We start from the raw sequence: 17073 nt of genomic DNA, 5'->3' as shown, positions 1-17073 counted from the left end.
AGCTGAATCGTGAGACGTGCACTTGCCATCCTCGGACTGTGGGGCGCATGCCTGCTTGGCGGCGGTGCGGTCCAGGCGGCCGGCCTGCAGGTCTCGCCCGTCACCCTGACGCTGGCGCCGACACGGCAGGGCGACGGGCTCTGGCTGAGCAACACGGGAGCCGCGCCGCTGGACGCGCAGATCCGCGTCTTCCGCTGGACGCAGGTGGACGGACAGGACCGCATGGAGCCGGCGGACGGACTGGTCGTCAGCCCGCCCATGCTGCAACTGCCCACCGACGGGCGGCAACTGGTGCGCGTGATCCGCAACGGCCCGCCGCCCGCGGGCCCGGCGGAAGAGGCCTACCGCGTGCTGGTGGATGAGCTGCCCGTACCCCAGGCGGCGGGCGCGGTGGCGGATGGCAAGAAGAGCAACCTGAACTTCGTGATGCGGCACTCGCTGCCCATCTTCGTGTCCCCGGCGGGCGCGGAGCCGGCCCCCGCGCAGTTGCGCTGGAGCCTGCGGCGCGAGGACGGCAAGGCCGTGCTGGAAGTCAGCAACAGCGGCGGGGTGCATGCCCAGCTGGCGGACCTCGTGTTCACCGGCGCGGACGGCCGCGCCGTCGCCGCCTACACCGGCTTGCTGGGCTACGTGCTGCCCGGCGCCACCATGCGCTGGCCGCTGAAGACGTCGCCCGCCGCCCTGGCCGGCGCGGGTCGCTGGCAGGTCATGATCGATGGCAGAACGACGGACGCCAACCTCGCGCCGCTGGCGCGCTGAGCGGGCCGGGTTCGCTGCGAGGGCCTTGCTGGCTCCGTTTGCACTGGCCCTGACCACGCTCCCCGCCCACGCAGCGCCCGCCGCGCAGTCTGTGCCGGGGGCCATGACGCTGTATCTGGAGGTCAGCCTCAACGGCATGGCGCGCGGGCTGCACCCGTTTTGCCTGCAGGCCGGGGCCTTGTCGGCCTCCCGCGCGGTGCTGCGCGAACTGAGTTTCCTCCTGCCCGACAACGGCGCCGAATGGCTGCCCCTGCGCGACCTGCCCGGGCTCGTGGCCGACTACGACGCCGCGCGCCAGCAGTTGAGCCTGACCGCGCCGCTGGCGATGCTGCAGCTGCCCACGGCCACGGTGGGGCAGGCGGCAGTCACCGCCCAGCCCCTGAGCACGTCCACCGGCCTGCTGCTGAACTACGACCTCTACGGCACCCAGGGCAGGGGTGGCAGCGCCAGCCTGAGCGCCTTCGGCGAGCTGCGCGCCTTCCGCGGCGCCAGCGTGCTCAGCACCACCTGGTTGATGCAGCGCACGCACGACACCCAGGGCTGGAAGGACCAGTCCGTGCGCATGGACAGCACCTGGAGCATGGCCTTCCCCGACAGGATGCTCACCCTGCGCGTGGGCGACACGCTCACCGGCGCCGTGCCCTGGTCGCGCGCCACGCGCATCGGCGGCATCCAGCTGTCGCGCGACTTCGGCCTGCAGCCCTACCGTCAGACCGCGCCGCTGCCCAGCTTCATCGGCTCGGCCACGATGCCCTCGGACGTGGAGCTGTTCATCGACGGCATCCGCCAGTACAGCGGCCAGGTGCCGGCGGGGCCCTTCCAGCTCAACGCGCTGCCGCGCATCAACAGCACGGGCACGGCGCAGGTGGTGGTGACCGACGCGCTGGGGCGCGCCGCCACGCTGAGCTTTTCGCTCTTCGACAGCAGCCGCCTGCTGGCGCCCGGGCTGAGCGACTGGACGGTGGACCTGGGCGTGGTGCGCCGCAACTACGGCCTGCGCTCCTTCGATTACGGCAAGCAGCCGGTGCTGACCGGCACCTGGCGCCGGGGCCTCAGCGACAGCTTCACGGTGGAAGCACATGGCGAAGTGACGCGCGGCCTGGCGCTGGCCGGTGCGGGCGGCGTGTGGCAGCTGGGCGCCGCGGGCACGCTGTCGGCGGCGCTGGCGGGCAGCCGGCACGACGCAGACACCCCGGGCGGCAGCCGCAGCGGCACGCAGACCAGCCTGGGCTACCTGTGGCGGCAGGAGCGCCTGTCGGTGGGCCTGAACGGCAGCCGGACCCAGGGCGACTACCGCGACGTGGCCACGGCCTACGGCTCGGCACCGGCCAAGGGCAGCGCCAGCGCGAGCGTGGGCTATGACATGGGTGGCCTGGGCAACGTCAGCGTCAGCTACCTCTACCTGCGCCCGGTCGGTCAGAACGCGTCGCGCTACGCCAGCGTGAACTGGTTCCGTTCGATCGGGCGCACGACCTCGGTCTCGGTGGGCATGAACCAGAACCTGGACAAGCGCAGCGACCGCGGCATCTTCGTCGGCCTGAGCTGGTCGTGGGACGCGCAGACCAGCGTGAGCGCCGGCGTGCAGCGCAGCGGCGACCAGGGCACCGTGGGCACCGTCAGCGCGCAGCACTCCCCCCTCGGTGACGGCGGCTGGGGCTGGCGCGCCACCGCGCGCACGGGCGGCGGCACGAGCGGCGGGCAGGCCGAAATCAACTACCTGGGTCCCTACGGCCGCGTGCAGGCCGGCGTGAGCGAGATGGGCGGCGGCCGGGCCAGCCGCTACGCCTACGCCGGTGCCAGCGGTGCGCTGGTGCTGATGGGCGGCGGGGTGCTGGCCGCGCGGCGCATCGACGACGCCTTTGCGGTGGTGGACACCGACGGCGTGGCCGGCGTGCCCGTGAAGCTCGAGAATCGACCGGTGGGGCAGACCAACTCGCGCGGGCTGCTGCTGGTCGTGCCGGTGAACGCCTACCAGAACAACAAGCTCGCGATCGACCCGATGGACCTGCCCGCCGACGTGCGCATCGAACGCGCCGAGAGCCTCATCACCCCGGCCGGCCGGTCGGGCGCGCGGGCGCATTTCGGCATCACGCCCGTGCGGGCTGCCCACGTGGCACTGACCGACGCGCAGGGCCAGCCCTTGCCGCTGGGCAGCCGCGTGCAGGTGAACGGCCAAGGCGGTGGCGGCGCGGTGATGGGCTATGACGGCTGGGTGTACCTGGACACGCTGGACGTGCGCAACACGCTGGCCGTGCGCACGCCCGACGGTGCGGTGTGCCGGGCGCAGTTCGACTGGCGGCGTCCCGAGGGCGGTGGTTTGCAGAAAGAGCGGTTGACATGTGGACGTTGAGATTCGTGAAACTGGCGCTGGCCTTCTCGTGCCTGCTGGGCATGGGCGCGGCGCATGCCGACCCGAGCTGCTGGGTCGCCAGCCAGCCGAGCTTCGCCTTCGGCACCGTCACGGCGTCGGCGGCGACGGACACCACCGCCACGGTCGGCTTCGCGTGCCAGAACGACACCGGCCAGACCATGTACTTGAGCTACTGCGTGTACGTCTCCCAGGGCAACGAGATCGCCGGCTACGCCCCGCGCTACATGACCAACTGGAACGGCTCGCAGATGGCCTACAACATCTATGCCGACGCGGCCCGCAGCGGCATCGTCGGCCCGCCGCCGGGCGGCGGTACCTACGCCAGCGCGGGTGGCACCTTCGTGCTGCCGGCCAGCGGCGGCAACGTCGCGTTGAACATCCCGCTGTACGGCCGCGTGCCGTCCGGGCAATCGCTGGCGGCGGGCAGCTATCAGGCCAACATCTACAACTCCGAGGTCGTCTGGGGCATGAAGAGCGGCAACGCGCCCGACAGCTGCACCGCGAGTTCGGCCAAGTACGTTGGCAGGACGAACTTCTACACGCAGGTCACGGCGCTCTATTCCAACGCCTGCACCGTCAGCGTAGCGGCCACCGACCTGGACTTCGGCAGTGCCAGCTCGCTCAGCGCCGCGGTCAACGGCACGGCCGCCATCACGATGGCCTGCCCGCCCAGCACCGCCTGGAAGGTGGGGCTGAGCAATGGCGTGAACGTGGCAGGGACGCAGCGGCGCATGGCGGGCGGCACCGGTGACTACATCCAGTACGAGCTGTACCGCGATGCTGCGCGCTCGCTGCGTTGGGGCAACACCGTCGGCACGGACACGGTCGACGGCAGCGGCAATCCCGGCAGCAGCATTCCGGTCTATGGGCGGGTGCCGGCCCAGACCAATGTGACGCCGGGCAGCTACAGCGACACGATCACCGTCACCGTGACCTACTGAAGAATCGCCATCGCCCCGGGGCCGGGCTGCGCATCAGATCGGCGCGTACGTCCCCGTGCCGCCCGGCCAGGCCGTCAGCACCTCGTAGCCGTCGGCCGTGACCGCCACCATGTGCTCCCACTGCGCGGACAGCGAGCGGTCCTTGGTCACGACGGTCCAGCCGTCGGCCAGCTGCTTCGTTTCGGCGCGGCCCGCATTGAGCATCGGCTCGATGGTGAAGACCATGCCCGGCTCGAGCACGAGGCCCGCTCCGCGCCGCCCGAAGTGCAGCACCTGAGGCTCGTCGTGGTAGATGCGGCCGATGCCGTGCCCGCAGTATTCGCGCACCACGCTGAAGTGCTCGCGCTGTGCGACCGACTGGATGGCGTGGCCCACGTCGCCCAGCGTCGCGCCGGGCTTCACCTGGCGGATGCCGGCGCACAGGGCTTCGTAGGTCGTCTCCACCAGCCGGCGCGCCAGCACGCTGGGCGCACCGACGAAGAACATGCGGCTGGTGTCGCCGAACCAGCCGTCCTTGTTGACGGCGACGTCGATGTTGACGATGTCGCCCGCCTTCAAGATCTTGTCGGCCGAGGGAATGCCGTGGCACACCACCTGGTTCACCGAGGTGAGGATGGTCTTCGGATAGCCCAGGTAGCCCACGTTGGCGGGAATGGCGCCTTGCACCTTCACGATGTGTTCGTGGCAGAGGCGGTCGAGCGCTTCGGTGCTCACGCCGGGCACGACGTGGGGCTCGATCATGGCCAGGACCTCGGCGGCCAGCTGTGCGGCGCGCCGCGCCATCACCAGCTCTTCGGCGGACTTGAGTGGAACGTCGTGTGCCATCAGTGCTGCTTGCCGTTCGCGGGGGCGCGGGGCTTGCCGGGTGGCGCCGCAGTGACTGTCGCGGCAATGTCCAGCCCGCCTGAAAGCTCGGCCTGGATCAGCAGCTGACAGACCTCCCGGTAGTCGAGGTCGGGATGCATCTCGGTCAGCATGCCGACCCGCATCCAGTGCTCTGCCTGCGCATTGATCGACCGGCTGAGGGCGTTGCCCGCCACGCGCAAGTTCTCGTGCATCAGGTCTGAAATCTTGACGATGCCCATGGGTCACCTCTGTATGAAACGTATATGGATTGTATGCGTTTCATGTGGCCGGGTGTTGGGGGCCGGTCTATGCGCTCTTGTCCCGCGCGATCAACAGGTTGCGCGCTTCAACCAGGAGCGGCTTCACGGTCTCGAAGGTCGCGGCGCTCGGGTTGATCACGCTGACCCAGTGCATCTTGGCGTACACCGGGTGCGGCATCAGCCGGTCGAGCGCGGTGTAGTCGATGTCGACTGGTGGCTGCTCGCCGAACAGCGCGCGAAAGGTCTCCTTGCCCACGCCGACGTTGAGGCGGAACACGCCGGGCCGGTTCAGCTTCGAGGCGCTGTCGAAGTCGTTGTCCTTCGTCACGATCGTGGCAAAGGGGAACTTGTTGTCCGCGCCATGGAAGAAGAAGGTGTTGTCGTCGGCCACTTCGAAATGGCCGCCGCCGAGCATGTCGATGAGGTGTTGGGTGATGTCGTCTTCGGTCATGGAGATTGGATGAGGTCAAGGCTTCCAGCGCCGCAGGCCGAGCTCGTCGGCCAGTGCCTGGTAGGCCTTGATGCGCGCCTGCACGTAGTCGTCGAGTGCGGCGCCGGTGAGCGCGAAAGGATAAAGGCCGTGCCGCTCGCGCAGCGCCGCGTAGCCCGGCGCTGCGGTGGCCTCGGCGAAGGCTGCGGTCCAGGCGCGCACGGCGGCGTCGGGCACGTTGGCGCTCAGGTAGACGCCGCGCACGGTCGGCCAGACGATGTCCGCGCCTTGCTCGCGCGCGGTGGGCACGCCCGTGAGCGCACCGCCCAGCCGCGCTTCGGACAGCACCGCGAGCAGGCGCAGCGGCGCACCGCCGGCGATGGCCTGCAGCGCCTCGGCGGCGTCGCCCGGGAACGCATCGACGTGCTTGCCCTGCAGCGCGCCCAGCGCATCGCCGCCGCCTTCGAAGGACACGAAGCGCATCGCCTTCGGTGCGCCGCCGGCCGCGCGCACCAGCAGCGCGGCCTTCACCCAGTCCTGGCTGCCGACCGTGCCGCCCGCGCCGAAGACCACGCGCGACGGGTCCTGGCGCAGCGCGGCGATCAGGTCCTGCAAACGGCGGTAGGGCGAGTCGCGGTGCACGGCGACCACGCCGTAGTCGGTGCCCAGCGTGGCGATCCAGCGCACGGCCGAAGGCGGGTGCGGCCCGAAGCGGCCCTGCGCGAGGTTGAGCAGCGAGCCGCTGGAGAACGCGACCAGTGTGCCCGGCCCGCCGAGCTGGCCGCTCGCGATGCGGTCGAAGGCCACCGCGCCGATGCCGCCCGGCAGGTAGCGCTGCGCGAGCGGCGTGCGCGCGGGGCGCACGGCCTGCAGCGCATCGCGCGCCAGCGCGCAGGTCAGCGCGAAGCCGCCGCCGGCCTTGGCGGGAATCACGCATTCCGCCGGGCCTTCGGACGCATCGCCTGCGGCCGCCGTCGCCTGCAGCGCGACAGGCGCGAGCCACGCGGACAGCGCACGCAGCACATGGCGACGGGTGAAGGCGAAGGGGCGTGGCATCGAAGGGAAGGAGGGCGGTGGTTCACCCCGCGGGACGGGGCCACCAGATGATGGCATGCAGGCCCGGCCCCGCGCCGCGCGCTTCGAGCCGCAAATCGCCACGGTGCCGCTGCGCGATGGAACGCACGATCGCCAGGCCGAGTCCGAAGCCGCCCTGGTCCGCGCGCGCGCCACGCCGGAAGCGTTGCCCCAAGGTGGCGCGCTCGTCCTCGCTCAGGCCGGGGCCGTCGTCCTCCACGTTGAGGCTCCAGCCCGCGGCGTCGCCGGCCGCGAAGAGCGTGATCGTGCCGGCCGCCGGCGTGTAGGCGATGGCGTTGGCCACGAGGTTGCTCAGCGCCTCGCGCAGCAGGCCGCGGTCGCCCACCGCGTGCAGCTCGGGAGAGGGCGCATGGATGCCCAGGTCGATGCGCTTGGCGCGCGCCAGTGGCAGCAGGTCGACCGCCACTTCGCGCAACAGCTCGGCGGTGTCGAACTCGGCCGGCGCCACGGCCACGGTGTCGCTGCGGCCCAGCGCCAGCAGCTGCTGCGCGCTGCGCGTGGCGCGGCCGATCTCGGCGCCCAGCGCGTCGAGCGCGGCGCGCACCTGCACGGGGTCGTCCTCGCGGCGTGCGTAGTCGGCCTGCATCTGCAGCGTGGTCAGGTGCGTGCGCAGCTGGTGTGAGGCATCGTCGAGAAATTGCCGTTGTTGTGCGACCAGTTCCTGCGTGCGCGCCATCTGCTGGTTCACGGCGGCGACCAGCGGACGCACCTCGGCGGGCAGGTCGGTCTCGGCGATGCGCGTGAGGTCGTCGGGCGTGCGTGCCTGCACCTCGCGCGCCAGCCGCGAGAGCGGGCGCAGCGCCGCCGCCAGCGCCAGCGCGGTGCCGCACAGCAGCATCGCAAGGATCAGCCCGTCGCGCAGCGCGGCGCTGCGCACGAAGCGGCTGGTGAACTCCTGGCGCGAGCGCGTGCTTTCGCCGACCTGGATCAGCACGCTGCGCCCGGTGCTGCCGGCCGGCGCGCGGTCCAGGTCGCGCCGGTAGGCCGCGAGCCGCACGGCCTCGCCGAAGTAGGTGGCGTCGTAGAAGGCCGGCACGCCCATCGCCGGCTCGACGGGTGGCGCGGGCAGGTCGGCGCTGCCCAGCTCCACCAGCCCGTCGGAGGTCGCGATGCGAAAGAACACCTGCCCGCTGGCCGTGAGCTCGAAGAACTCGAACATCGTGTACGGCAGCTCGACCGACAGCCCGCCCGAGGCCGTGGAGATGTTCGCGTCGATCGACTTGAGCGCGCCCAGCAGCGAGCGGTCGTACGCGGCGTTGGCGGCGGCCAGCGCGTCGTGCCGCGTCATCCACAGCTCGATGCCCGTCACCAGCAGCAGGGCGGGGAACAGCAGCAGCGCGAGCCGCTGCCACAGGCTGGTGCGGCGCAGGCGGTCGGTGAAGCGGCGCAGCGCGCTCACTCAGTCCGCTTCCAGCACGTAGCCAAGACCGCGCAGCGTGACGATGCGCACGCCGCTGCCATCGAGCCGCTTGCGCAGCCGGTACACCAGCACCTCGATGGCTTCGAGGTGCACCTCGTCGTCGTCGGAGAACACGCGGTCGAGGATCTGCTGCTTCGACAGCGGCTCGCCGCTGCGCTGCACCAGCGCGCGCAGCACCGCCTGTTCGCGCGGCGACAGGGCGAGCGCCTCGCCGCCCAGCGTGAACTGCCGGCGTGCGCCGTCGTACACCAGCGGTCCGCAGGCCAGGCGCGGATGCTCCACGCCGCGCGCGCGGCGCACCAGCGCGTGCAGCCGCGCTTCCAGCTCGGCCAAGGCGAAGGGCTTGGCGAGGAAGTCGTCGGCGCCCGCGTTGAGGGAGGCGACGCGCTCGTCCAGCGAATCGCGCGCCGTGAGGATCAGCGCCGGCAGCCGCTGGTCGCGTTCGCGCAGCCGCTGCAGCACCGTGTGACCGTCCATGCCAGGCAGGCCCAGGTCGAGCACCAGCGCGTCGTGGTCGCGCTGCTGCAGCGCCCGGTCGGCCAGCCGGCCGTCGTCCACCCATTCGACCTGGATGCCCGCATGCTCCAGCGCCTTGCAGAGCCAGGTGCCCAGGGTGTGTTCGTCTTCGGCCAGCAGGATGCGCATGGCGCCGATGCTAGAGCCTCGGATGCTCAGTCCGGCTTGATGTTTGCCCTTGCGATGACCTTCTGCCAGCGGTTCTGTTCGGCGGTGATGAACTGCGCGAACTGTTCCGGCGTGCCGCCCACGGCCTCGGCCGCATCGGCCGTGAGCCGCTGCATCGAGTCGGGCGACTTCACGGCCTTCATGGTCTCGGCCGACAGCTTGGCCATCTGCGCGGGCGTGATGCTGGCCGGTGCCAGCATGCCGTACCACTGCGTCATCTCGAAGCCGGGGAAGCCTTGCTCGGCCACGGTCGGCACGTCGGGCAGCTGCGCCAGGCGCTTGGCCGAGCCGGTGGCGATGCAGCGCACCTTGCCGGCCTTGATGAACGGAATGATCGCCGCCGCGCCGATGGCCGAGGCGTCGAGCCGGCCCGAGAGCAGATCGGTCACCATCGGGCCGGTGCCGCGGTAGGGCACGTGCAGCATGAACACGTCGGCGGTCATCTTCAGGTACTCGAAGGCCAGGTGACCGGCGCTGCCGTTGCCGGCCGAGCCGTAGCTCAGCTTGCCGGGCTTGCTCTTGGCGTAGGCGATGAATTCCTTGAGATTCTTCGCCGGCACGTCGGGGTGCACCACGTACAGGCTGGGCACCTTGGCCAGCAGGCTCACGGGCTTGAAGTCCTTGTTCGCGTCGTAGGGCAGCTTGGCGAAGATGTAGGGGTTCACGGCCAGCGTGCCGATGTGGCCGAGGATCAGCGTGTGCTGGTCGGTGGCGCGCGCCACTTCGCTCATGGCGATGTTGCCGGCCGCGCCGGGCTTGTTGTCCACGAACACGCTCTGGCCCAGCGTGCGCGACAGCTCGGCGGCGGTGGAACGCGCCACGATCTCCGAGCTGCCGCCCGGCGCGAAAGGCACGACGAAGCGGATCGACTTGCTGGGCCAGGCGTCTTGCGCCGAAGCCATCGAAGGCAGCAGGCCGCCGAGGGTGAGGGCGCCGCCGGCTTGCAGCCAGTGGCGGCGGCTCAGGGGGACGTCGGTGGGGAAGCGGTCGGACATGGCTTGTCTCCAGTGTTTTTTGGATGGAAGCCCGCATCCTGCCGGGCGGATGCTGTCGGAATGCTGTCAGTGCCTCTCTGGATGGAGCCCGGTGGCCGAACGGGATGGCGTCGCGCTGCCGGCGCGAACTCGCACTCAATGGCGCGGGCTTCGGAATGTTGTGGCTTCAAGACACTTCCTCGCCTTCCATTCGGTCCCTCACTGATTTCTCGCGTTCACGGGACCTCGAGTTCATCGGCTAGATAACATCGGTTTACAAAATTGGAGGAGAGACTTGTGAACCACATCTACCGCGTGATCTTCGACCGTCGTCTGGGCCGGTTTCGCGTTGCATCGGAACTGGCGAAGGGCTGCGGCAAGGGCAGCGGCACGGCGACAGTGGCGGGCGCTGCGCTCGCGTTTTTGGCGACCAGCTTCTTTCCGGCGCAGGCGGTGTGCACGGTTGCATTCAACGACGTGACCTGCGACGGTGCCGCCCCCCTGCTGGCGCCGGACTATGCGAACGGCGCCAGCAACCTGAACGTCACGGTGAACGCCGGGGCGACCGTCGGCGTGCTGCCGGGTGGAAGCGGCAGCGCAATGACGCTGACGGGCTCCGACATCAAGCTCACGAACAACGGCCAGATCGATCCGCTGCTGTTCGGCAACGGCACCGCGAACCTGTCCACGGGCGTCGTGATGGGCAACGGCGGGGCCAGTACGGCCACCGTCATCAACAACGGGACGATCAGTGGCACCAGGGATGCGTCCGTCGGCCTGGCCGGCCTGGCGCTCGCGCTGCAGAACGGCGGCGGCATCACGACGATCACCAACAACGGAACGATGACCACCGGGGCTATCGCCAAAGCGACACTGGCCGAGGCCGATGCAGCGGCGGTCGCCGTCTATGGTGGCGGCCAGATCAACATGGTGAACACCGGCACGATCACCGGCCGCATCGCGTTCGAGAGCCCGACTTCCAGCGGCAACAGTTTCACCAACGCGGGCACGATCAACGGCAGCGTTTCGCTCGGCACCGGGGCGCGCAACGACACCTTCATCGCGGCCACCGGCTCGTCCATCAACGGCGGACCGAGCCTGGTGCCGGCCACTGCGGTGGCGGCGCCGTCGGGCGGCACGCTGAACTTCGCGGCCGCCGGCACGGTCGATGCGGGCGTTGGTGGCACCGACACGTTGGTGCTGCGCAACGCCGGCGGTGGTGCTGGCTCGGGCGAGATCAAGGCCGCGCAGTACCTGAACTTCGAGAACCTCCAGGTCAACAGCGGCACCTGGACCCTGAACGGCCCGGTGGTCAGCGGCAGCGCCCTGCTCAACGGCGGCGTCGCGATCTTCGATGACGCAGGCGCCTTCGGCACCGGCACGCTGATGGGCAACGGCGGCGCGATCCAGGCCGCGGCGAACGGCCTCACGCTGGCCCAGAACGTGAACCTTGTCGGCAGCCTGACCGTGCAGGGCAACAACAACTTCACGTTGGGCGGCACCGTCAGCGGCATCGGTGGCCTCATCAAGAACGGCGCCGGCACGCTCACGCTGAGGGGCAACAACAACTTCTTCGGCGGCACGACGATCAAGGGCGGCATCCTGCAGATATCGGGCGACGCCAACCTCGGCGCGTTCGGCACGGGCCTGGCGCTGGATGGTGGCACCCTGCGCATCGCCGCGGGTTCCGCGCCGTCCTTCAGCATGCGCAACGTCGCGCTCGGCTCCGGCGGCGGCACGATCGATCTGGGCGACAACTTCTTCGGCGTGGCCGGCGTCATCACCGGCAACGGTTCGCTCACCGTCACTGGCAAGGGCGGCTCCCTGAGCCTCATGGGGGCCAACAACTACAGCGGCGGCACGGTGCTGCAGGACCGCGTGAGCATCTTCACCACCGTGAGCGGCGTGTTCGGCAGCGGCGCGGTGCAGCAGCAGGGCGTCGGCTCGCAGTTGATTTTCAGTGACAAGGCGAGCGCCGGCGGTAACGCGTACACGGTGGGCCGCGCCGCAGGCGGGGACAGCAGCAACACGCTGTCGTTCGCCCAAAGTGCCACGGCCGCTTCCTCGAAGATCACGCTCAATGGCGCGACCTGGCAGATGGCCGGCGCGAACGCGTTGCAGTTCGGCGGCAATTCGAGTGCCGATGCATCGACCATCACCAACGCGGGCGGGGCGATCAACTTCTTCGAGAGCGCCAGCGCCGGGACGGCGACGATCACCAACGGAGGCAACAGCCTGTTGGCCTTCGGCCAGACGTCCACGGCCGGCAGTGCGCAGATCGTCAACACGGCCGGCGGGCTGGTGCGCTTCGTCGATGCCGCGACGGGCACGAGTGCCTCGGTCGCCAACGCCACAGGCGCCACGCTCGACGTGTCGGGCGCGACGGGCAGGCCCCCGCTTGAACTCGGTGCGGTTTCGGGTGGCGGCGCCGTCGTCCTGGGCGCCACGCAGCTCGCGCTCGGCGGTCTGGGCCGCAACGACACGATCTCGGGCACCGTCAGCGACAAGGGCAGCATCTTCTCGCAGCCGGGTTCGGGCACGGGCGGCTCGATCGTCAAGGTGGGCGCAGGCACGCTCACGTTGAGCGGCGCCAATACCTATACCGGCGGCACCACCATCGCAGCCGGCACGCTGAACGTGAACAACGTGAGCGGCAGTGCGACCGGCAGCGGCGCGGTGCGAGTGTTCGGCGGCGGGACGCTGGCGGGCAACGGCAGCATCGCGGGCGCGGTCACCATCTCCAAGGCCGGCGTGCTGTCGGCCGGCAATGGTGGTGCCGGCACGCTGACGCTTGGCAGCCTGAGCCTCTTCGAGGGCGCGGTGCTCAACTACGACCTCGGCCAGGCCGGCACTGACGGCGGTTCGCTCAACGACCTGGTCAAGGTCAACGGCAACCTGCTGCTGGACGGCACGCTCAACGTGGCGCAGTCCAAGGGCGGCCAGTTCGGTGCGGGCATTTACCGCCTGATCGACTACACCGGCACGCTCACCAACAACGGCTTGGACATCGGCAGCGTGCCGGTTGCGGCCACAGACCTTCAGGTGCAGACCTCGGTGGCCCAGCAGGTCAACCTGGTCAACCGCGCGGGCCTCGAGCTGAAATTCTGGGACGGCGGCGACGCCGGCAAGTACAACGACGGCAAGATCGCCGGCGGCGCGGGCACCTGGCGCGTGGGCGTGCCCGGCGACGGCTGGACCGGCACCGACGGCAAGATCAACGCGGCGTGGGCACAGGACCAGGTCGCGGTGTTCGGCGGCACGGGCGGCACCGTCAATGTCAGCAACGCGGGCGGCACGGTGCGCATCATCGGCGCGCAGTTCGCGGCCGATGGCTATGTGGTGCAGGGCGATGCGATCGAACTCGGCGCCTCGGGCACGGTGGTGCGCGTGGGCGATGGCTCGGGCACCGACACCGCGCGCAGCGCGACGATGAATGTCGCGCTCACCGGCACGGGCGGCCTGGTCAAGGACGACGTGGGCACGCTGGTGCTGCGCGGCACCAGCAGCTACACCGGCGGCACCACCGTCAAGGCCGGCGTGCTGGTGGGCGACACGCTGAGCCTGCGAGGCAACATCGTCAACAACGCGGAGGTCGTCTTCGACCCGAACCTGTTCGTCGTCGGTTCCTATAACGGTGCGATGAGCGGCAGCGGCCGGCTGCGCAAGATCGGCGGCGGCATTCTGCTGCTGGGCAGCGCGAACAGCTACACGGGCGGCACCTTCGTCGATGGCGGCTTGCTCTCCACCGATGTCACCGGCGCCCTGGGCAGCGGCCCGGTGAGCGTCGCGGCCCCCGGCAGGCTGCTGTTCGGCATCACCGCCGATGCGGGCGGCGCGGCCATCTACAACCAGGGCTCGGTGCGCTTCCAGACAAAGGCAAGCGCCGGCACGTCGACCATCACCAACGCCGCGGGCGGGGTGCTGGACTTTGCCGACTACGCCTCGGCCGACAAGGCCACGGTGATCAACCAGGCCGGCGCGCAGGTGCGCATCGACCAGGCGGTCATCGGCGTGAGCTTCGGTTCGCTCAGCGGCGCGGGCGATCTGGTGCTCGGCGGCAGCGCACTCACGCTCGGCGGCAGCGGTGGCGACAACACCTTGTCGGGCACGATCAGCGGCACCGGCGGTGCCGGGGGCTCGATCGTCAAGGTGGGCGGCGGCACGCTCACGCTGTCGGGCGCCAACACCTACACCGGCGGCACCCAGGTAACTGGCGGCACGTTGAGCGTGAACAACAAGAGCGGCAGTGCCACGGGCACGGGCAGCGTGCAGGTGCAAACGGGCGCCACGCTCGCGGGCAGCGGCACCATCGCGGGCACGGTCTTCGTTGCCGACGGCGGCATCCTCGCCGCGGGCAACAGCCCCGGCACGCTGACGCTCGGTGCGCTCGCACTGGGCGGTGGCGCCACGCTGAACTACGAACTCGGCCAGGCCGGCGTGCCCGGCGGCGCGCTCAACGACCTGATCAATGTCACGGGCAACCTGCAGTTGAATGGCACGCTGAACGTCGCGCAGTCGGCCGGCGGCACTTTCGGGCCAGGGTTGTATCGCCTCATGAGCTACGGCGGCACGCTGACCGACTTCGGCCTGGACATCGGCACCGCACCGGCCGGCACCAAGCTGGCCGACCTGCAGGTGCAGACCTCGGTGGCGAACCAGGTCAACCTGGTCAACCGCGCGGGCCTTGAGCTGAGATTCTGGGACGGCGGCGACAGCACCAAGTACCACGACAACCAGGTGGCCGGCGGCAGCGGCACCTGGCGCGTGGGCAACCCACAGCCCTCGCAGGACGGCTGGACCGACATGGACGGCAAGCTCAACGCCAACTGGGCGCAGAGCCAATTCGCGGTGTTCGGCGGCAAGGGCGGCACCGTGACGGTCGATGGGGCCGGTGGCGCGGTGCGCATCGCGGGCGCGCAGTTCGCGGTCGACGGCTACGTGGTGCAGGGCGCCGGCCTCACGCTGGACAACGCCAACTCGGTGGTGCGTGTGGGCGACAACACGGCCGCGGGCGCGAACATGACCGCGACGATGAATGTCGCGCTCTCGGGCGCGGGCGGCATCTCCAAAGAGGATGCGGGCCGGCTGATCCTCGGGGGTATCAACACCTACACCGGTGGCACCACCGTCAAGGGCGGCGTGCTGCAGGGCAGCGCCACCAGCCTGCAGGGCAATATCGTCAACAACGCCGAGGTCGCGTTCGACCAGGACAAGACTGCTGGCACCTACGCCGGCGCGATGAGCGGCACCGGCAAGCTGCGCAAGATCGGCACGGGCACGCTGACGCTGGCCAGTGTCAGCAGCTACAGCGGCGGCACGCTGGTCGATGCAGGCACGCTCGCCACCGACACCAGCGGTGCGCTGGGCACGGGCGCGGTCAGCATCGCCCCGGGCGCGGCGCTGCAGTTCGGCGGCAAGGCCGATGCGGGCATGCTCACCATCGTCAACCAGGGCACGCTGCGGCTGCAGGACGGCGCGAATGCCGCCAGCGCCACGGTGACCAATGCGGCCGGCGCGCAAGTGCACATCGACCTGGCCACCACCGGTGCGAGCATCGGCTCGCTCGGCGGCGCGGGCGACGTGGTGCTCGGCGCGAAAGCGCTGACCACCGGCGCAGTCGGCAGCGACAACACGATCTCGGGCGCCATCAGCGGCGCCGGCGGTTCGCTGGTCAAGGTGGGTGCAGGCACGCTCACGCTCGCAGGCACGGCCAGCTACAGCGGCGAGACCCGCGTGGTCGCAGGCATGCTCAAGGCCGGCGCGGCCAACGCCTTCAGCGCTGCGTCGAGCGGCGTGGTGGCCAGCGGCGCCACGCTCGACCTGGCGGGCTTCAGCCAGCAGATGGCAGGCCTGAACAACGCAGGCACCGTCTCGCTGCTGGGCAGCACGCCCGGCACCACGCTCACGCTGACCGGGCCCTACGTCGGCAGCAACGGCGTGCTGCGCCTGGCCACGAAGCTGGACAACCCCGGCACCGCCGACCGCCTCGTGCTCGACGGTGCTGCCGCCAGCGCGAGTGGTCGCACGACGGTGCAGGTGTCCAACCTCGGCGGCCTGGGCGCACGCACCAGCGGCGCGGGTATCGAGCTGATCAGTGCACGCAACGGCGCGACCACCACCGCGCAGACCACCAAGGACGCCTTCGTGCTCTCGGGCGGCCATGTCGATGCCGGGGCCTTCGAGTACCGGCTGTACGCAGGCGACGCCAGCGGCGGTGGCGAGAACTGGTATCTGCGCACCGAGGCCGAACCGGGCACGCCGGGCGTTCCAGGCACTTCCGGCGGTGCCGGGCTGCCGACCTACCGCGCCGAGGCTTCGCTGTTCGCGGCGCTGCCCAATCAGCTGCGCCAGGGCAACCTGGGCATGCTCGCGAGCCGCAGCCAACGCGTCGGCGACGACGACGTGCGCGGCGGTGCGGGAGCAACGCCGGGCACCGACGGCAACAACCGTCGCGCCTGGGGCCGGCTGATCTCCACCGACATGGACATCCGCCAGGGCGGCACCGTCTCGCCGCACAGCGAGGGCCGTCTGACCGGACTGCAGGCCGGCACCGACCTGTGGGCCAACCCGGATTGGCGCGCTGGCATCTACGTGGGCCAGCTCGACGGCAACACCCGCACGAGCGGCTTCAGCGGCGGCCTTCTGAACACCGCCGCAGGCAGCAACGATCTGCGCAGCCAATACCTGGGTCTCTACGGCACCTTCACCACCGAGGATGGCTTCTATGCCGATGCGGTGCTGCAGGCCGGCCGCCACCGCTACACGGTGCAGCCGCTCCTGAGTGCGGGCGTCTCGGGCAAGGGCAACAGCTTCCTGGCATCGATCGAAGTAGGCAAGGCCTTCGCGATCGGCGCGAGCGGCTGGTCGGTGGAGCCGCAACTGCAGCTGATCCATCAACGGCTGCGGCTTGACGACGTGTCCATCCCGGGCGCACTCGTGCAGCAGGACGCGGACCGCGGCTGGATCGGCCGCGCGGGCGTTCGCATCAAGGGCAGCTTCGCGACCGGCGCCGGCACGCTGCAGCCCTATGCGCGCCTGAATGTCTATCGCAGCGCCAAGGGCAACGACGTTGCTCGCTTCGTGAACCCGGCGGCCATCACGCCTGTCGGCGCGCCGATTGGTGGCACCAGCACCGAGCTGGCTGCGGGCTTCACGCTGGCGGTGAGCCAGCGCACGAGCCTCTACGGCGAACTCGGCAAGCAGTGGGCCACGGGTGGCGGGGCGCGGGTGGGCAGCTCCATCAATGCGGCGGCGGGCGTGCGAGTGAAGTGGTGAGCAGGTGACGTGAGGCGG

11 protein-coding genes are annotated in these 17073 nt (G+C 70.4%); 4 read left to right on the top strand and 7 right to left on the bottom strand.

Features of this window, described 5'->3' with window-relative positions; translation table 11 throughout:
• Positions 1 to 9: 9 nt before the first annotated feature.
• The 3 genes from AC1RAD_RS16555 to AC1RAD_RS16545 all read left to right on the top strand — a co-directional run bounded on the left by AC1RAD_RS16555 (position 10) and on the right by AC1RAD_RS16545 (position 4071).
• On the top strand, positions 10 to 759 hold the full coding sequence (locus AC1RAD_RS16555; protein ID WP_492736003.1) for a fimbrial biogenesis chaperone: 750 nt from the start codon (positions 10 to 12) through the stop codon (positions 757 to 759).
• A 103-nt stretch (positions 760 to 862) separates the two neighbouring features.
• Positions 863 to 3109: a fimbria/pilus outer membrane usher protein gene (locus AC1RAD_RS16550; protein ID WP_492736001.1), complete on the top strand. Its 2247-nt coding sequence runs from the start codon at positions 863 to 865 to the stop codon at positions 3107 to 3109.
• Complete coding sequence (locus AC1RAD_RS16545) at positions 3097 to 4071, top strand: Csu type fimbrial protein (protein WP_082818355.1); 975 nt, start codon at positions 3097 to 3099, stop codon at positions 4069 to 4071. Before AC1RAD_RS16550 ends, AC1RAD_RS16545 begins: the two co-directional genes overlap by 13 nt.
• 33 nt (positions 4072 to 4104) lie before the next feature.
• On the opposite strand, the gene map is transcribed toward AC1RAD_RS16545, so the two are convergent.
• The 7 genes from map to AC1RAD_RS16510 all read right to left on the bottom strand — a co-directional run bounded on the left by map (position 4105) and on the right by AC1RAD_RS16510 (position 9801).
• A complete protein-coding gene (gene map, locus AC1RAD_RS16540; RefSeq protein WP_492725952.1) occupies positions 4105 to 4896 on the bottom strand; it encodes a type I methionyl aminopeptidase in 792 nt (263 codons plus the stop codon).
• Entirely contained in the window at positions 4896 to 5156 is a 261-nt protein-coding gene (locus tag AC1RAD_RS16535) for a ParD-like family protein (RefSeq protein ID WP_062482851.1), read from the bottom strand. The genes map and AC1RAD_RS16535 overlap by 1 nt, the downstream gene beginning before the upstream one ends.
• A 67-nt stretch (positions 5157 to 5223) precedes the next feature.
• A complete protein-coding gene (locus tag AC1RAD_RS16530) occupies positions 5224 to 5628 on the bottom strand; it encodes a DUF6194 family protein (protein WP_492735998.1) in 405 nt (134 codons plus the stop codon).
• Between the two features lie 15 nt (positions 5629 to 5643).
• A complete protein-coding gene (locus AC1RAD_RS16525; protein ID WP_492735996.1) occupies positions 5644 to 6663 on the bottom strand; it encodes a Bug family tripartite tricarboxylate transporter substrate binding protein in 1020 nt (339 codons plus the stop codon).
• A gap of 22 nt (positions 6664 to 6685) precedes the next feature.
• The gene (locus AC1RAD_RS16520) at positions 6686 to 8101 is read right to left on the bottom strand and encodes a sensor histidine kinase (RefSeq protein ID WP_492735994.1); all 1416 of its coding nucleotides are present in this window, start codon (positions 8099 to 8101) and stop codon (positions 6686 to 6688) included.
• Positions 8102 to 8767 carry a response regulator gene (locus AC1RAD_RS16515; protein ID WP_062482520.1) on the bottom strand — a complete coding sequence of 222 codons (666 nt, stop codon included), beginning with the start codon at positions 8765 to 8767 and terminating at the stop codon, positions 8102 to 8104.
• A gap of 26 nt (positions 8768 to 8793) precedes the next feature.
• On the bottom strand, positions 8794 to 9801 hold the full coding sequence (locus tag AC1RAD_RS16510; RefSeq protein WP_492725965.1) for a Bug family tripartite tricarboxylate transporter substrate binding protein: 1008 nt from the start codon (positions 9799 to 9801) through the stop codon (positions 8794 to 8796).
• Between the two features lie 276 nt (positions 9802 to 10077).
• Between AC1RAD_RS16510 and AC1RAD_RS16505 the strand changes: the two genes are divergently transcribed.
• Positions 10078 to 17055: an autotransporter outer membrane beta-barrel domain-containing protein gene (locus tag AC1RAD_RS16505; RefSeq protein ID WP_492735992.1), complete on the top strand. Its 6978-nt coding sequence runs from the start codon at positions 10078 to 10080 to the stop codon at positions 17053 to 17055.
• Positions 17056 to 17073: the final 18 nt, after the last annotated feature.

It is taken from the genome of Variovorax sp. GW823-FHT04B03, assembly GCF_058796495.1.
Note: the sequence above shows the minus strand (reverse complement) of the source record. Positions and strands in the feature narration are given on the sequence as shown.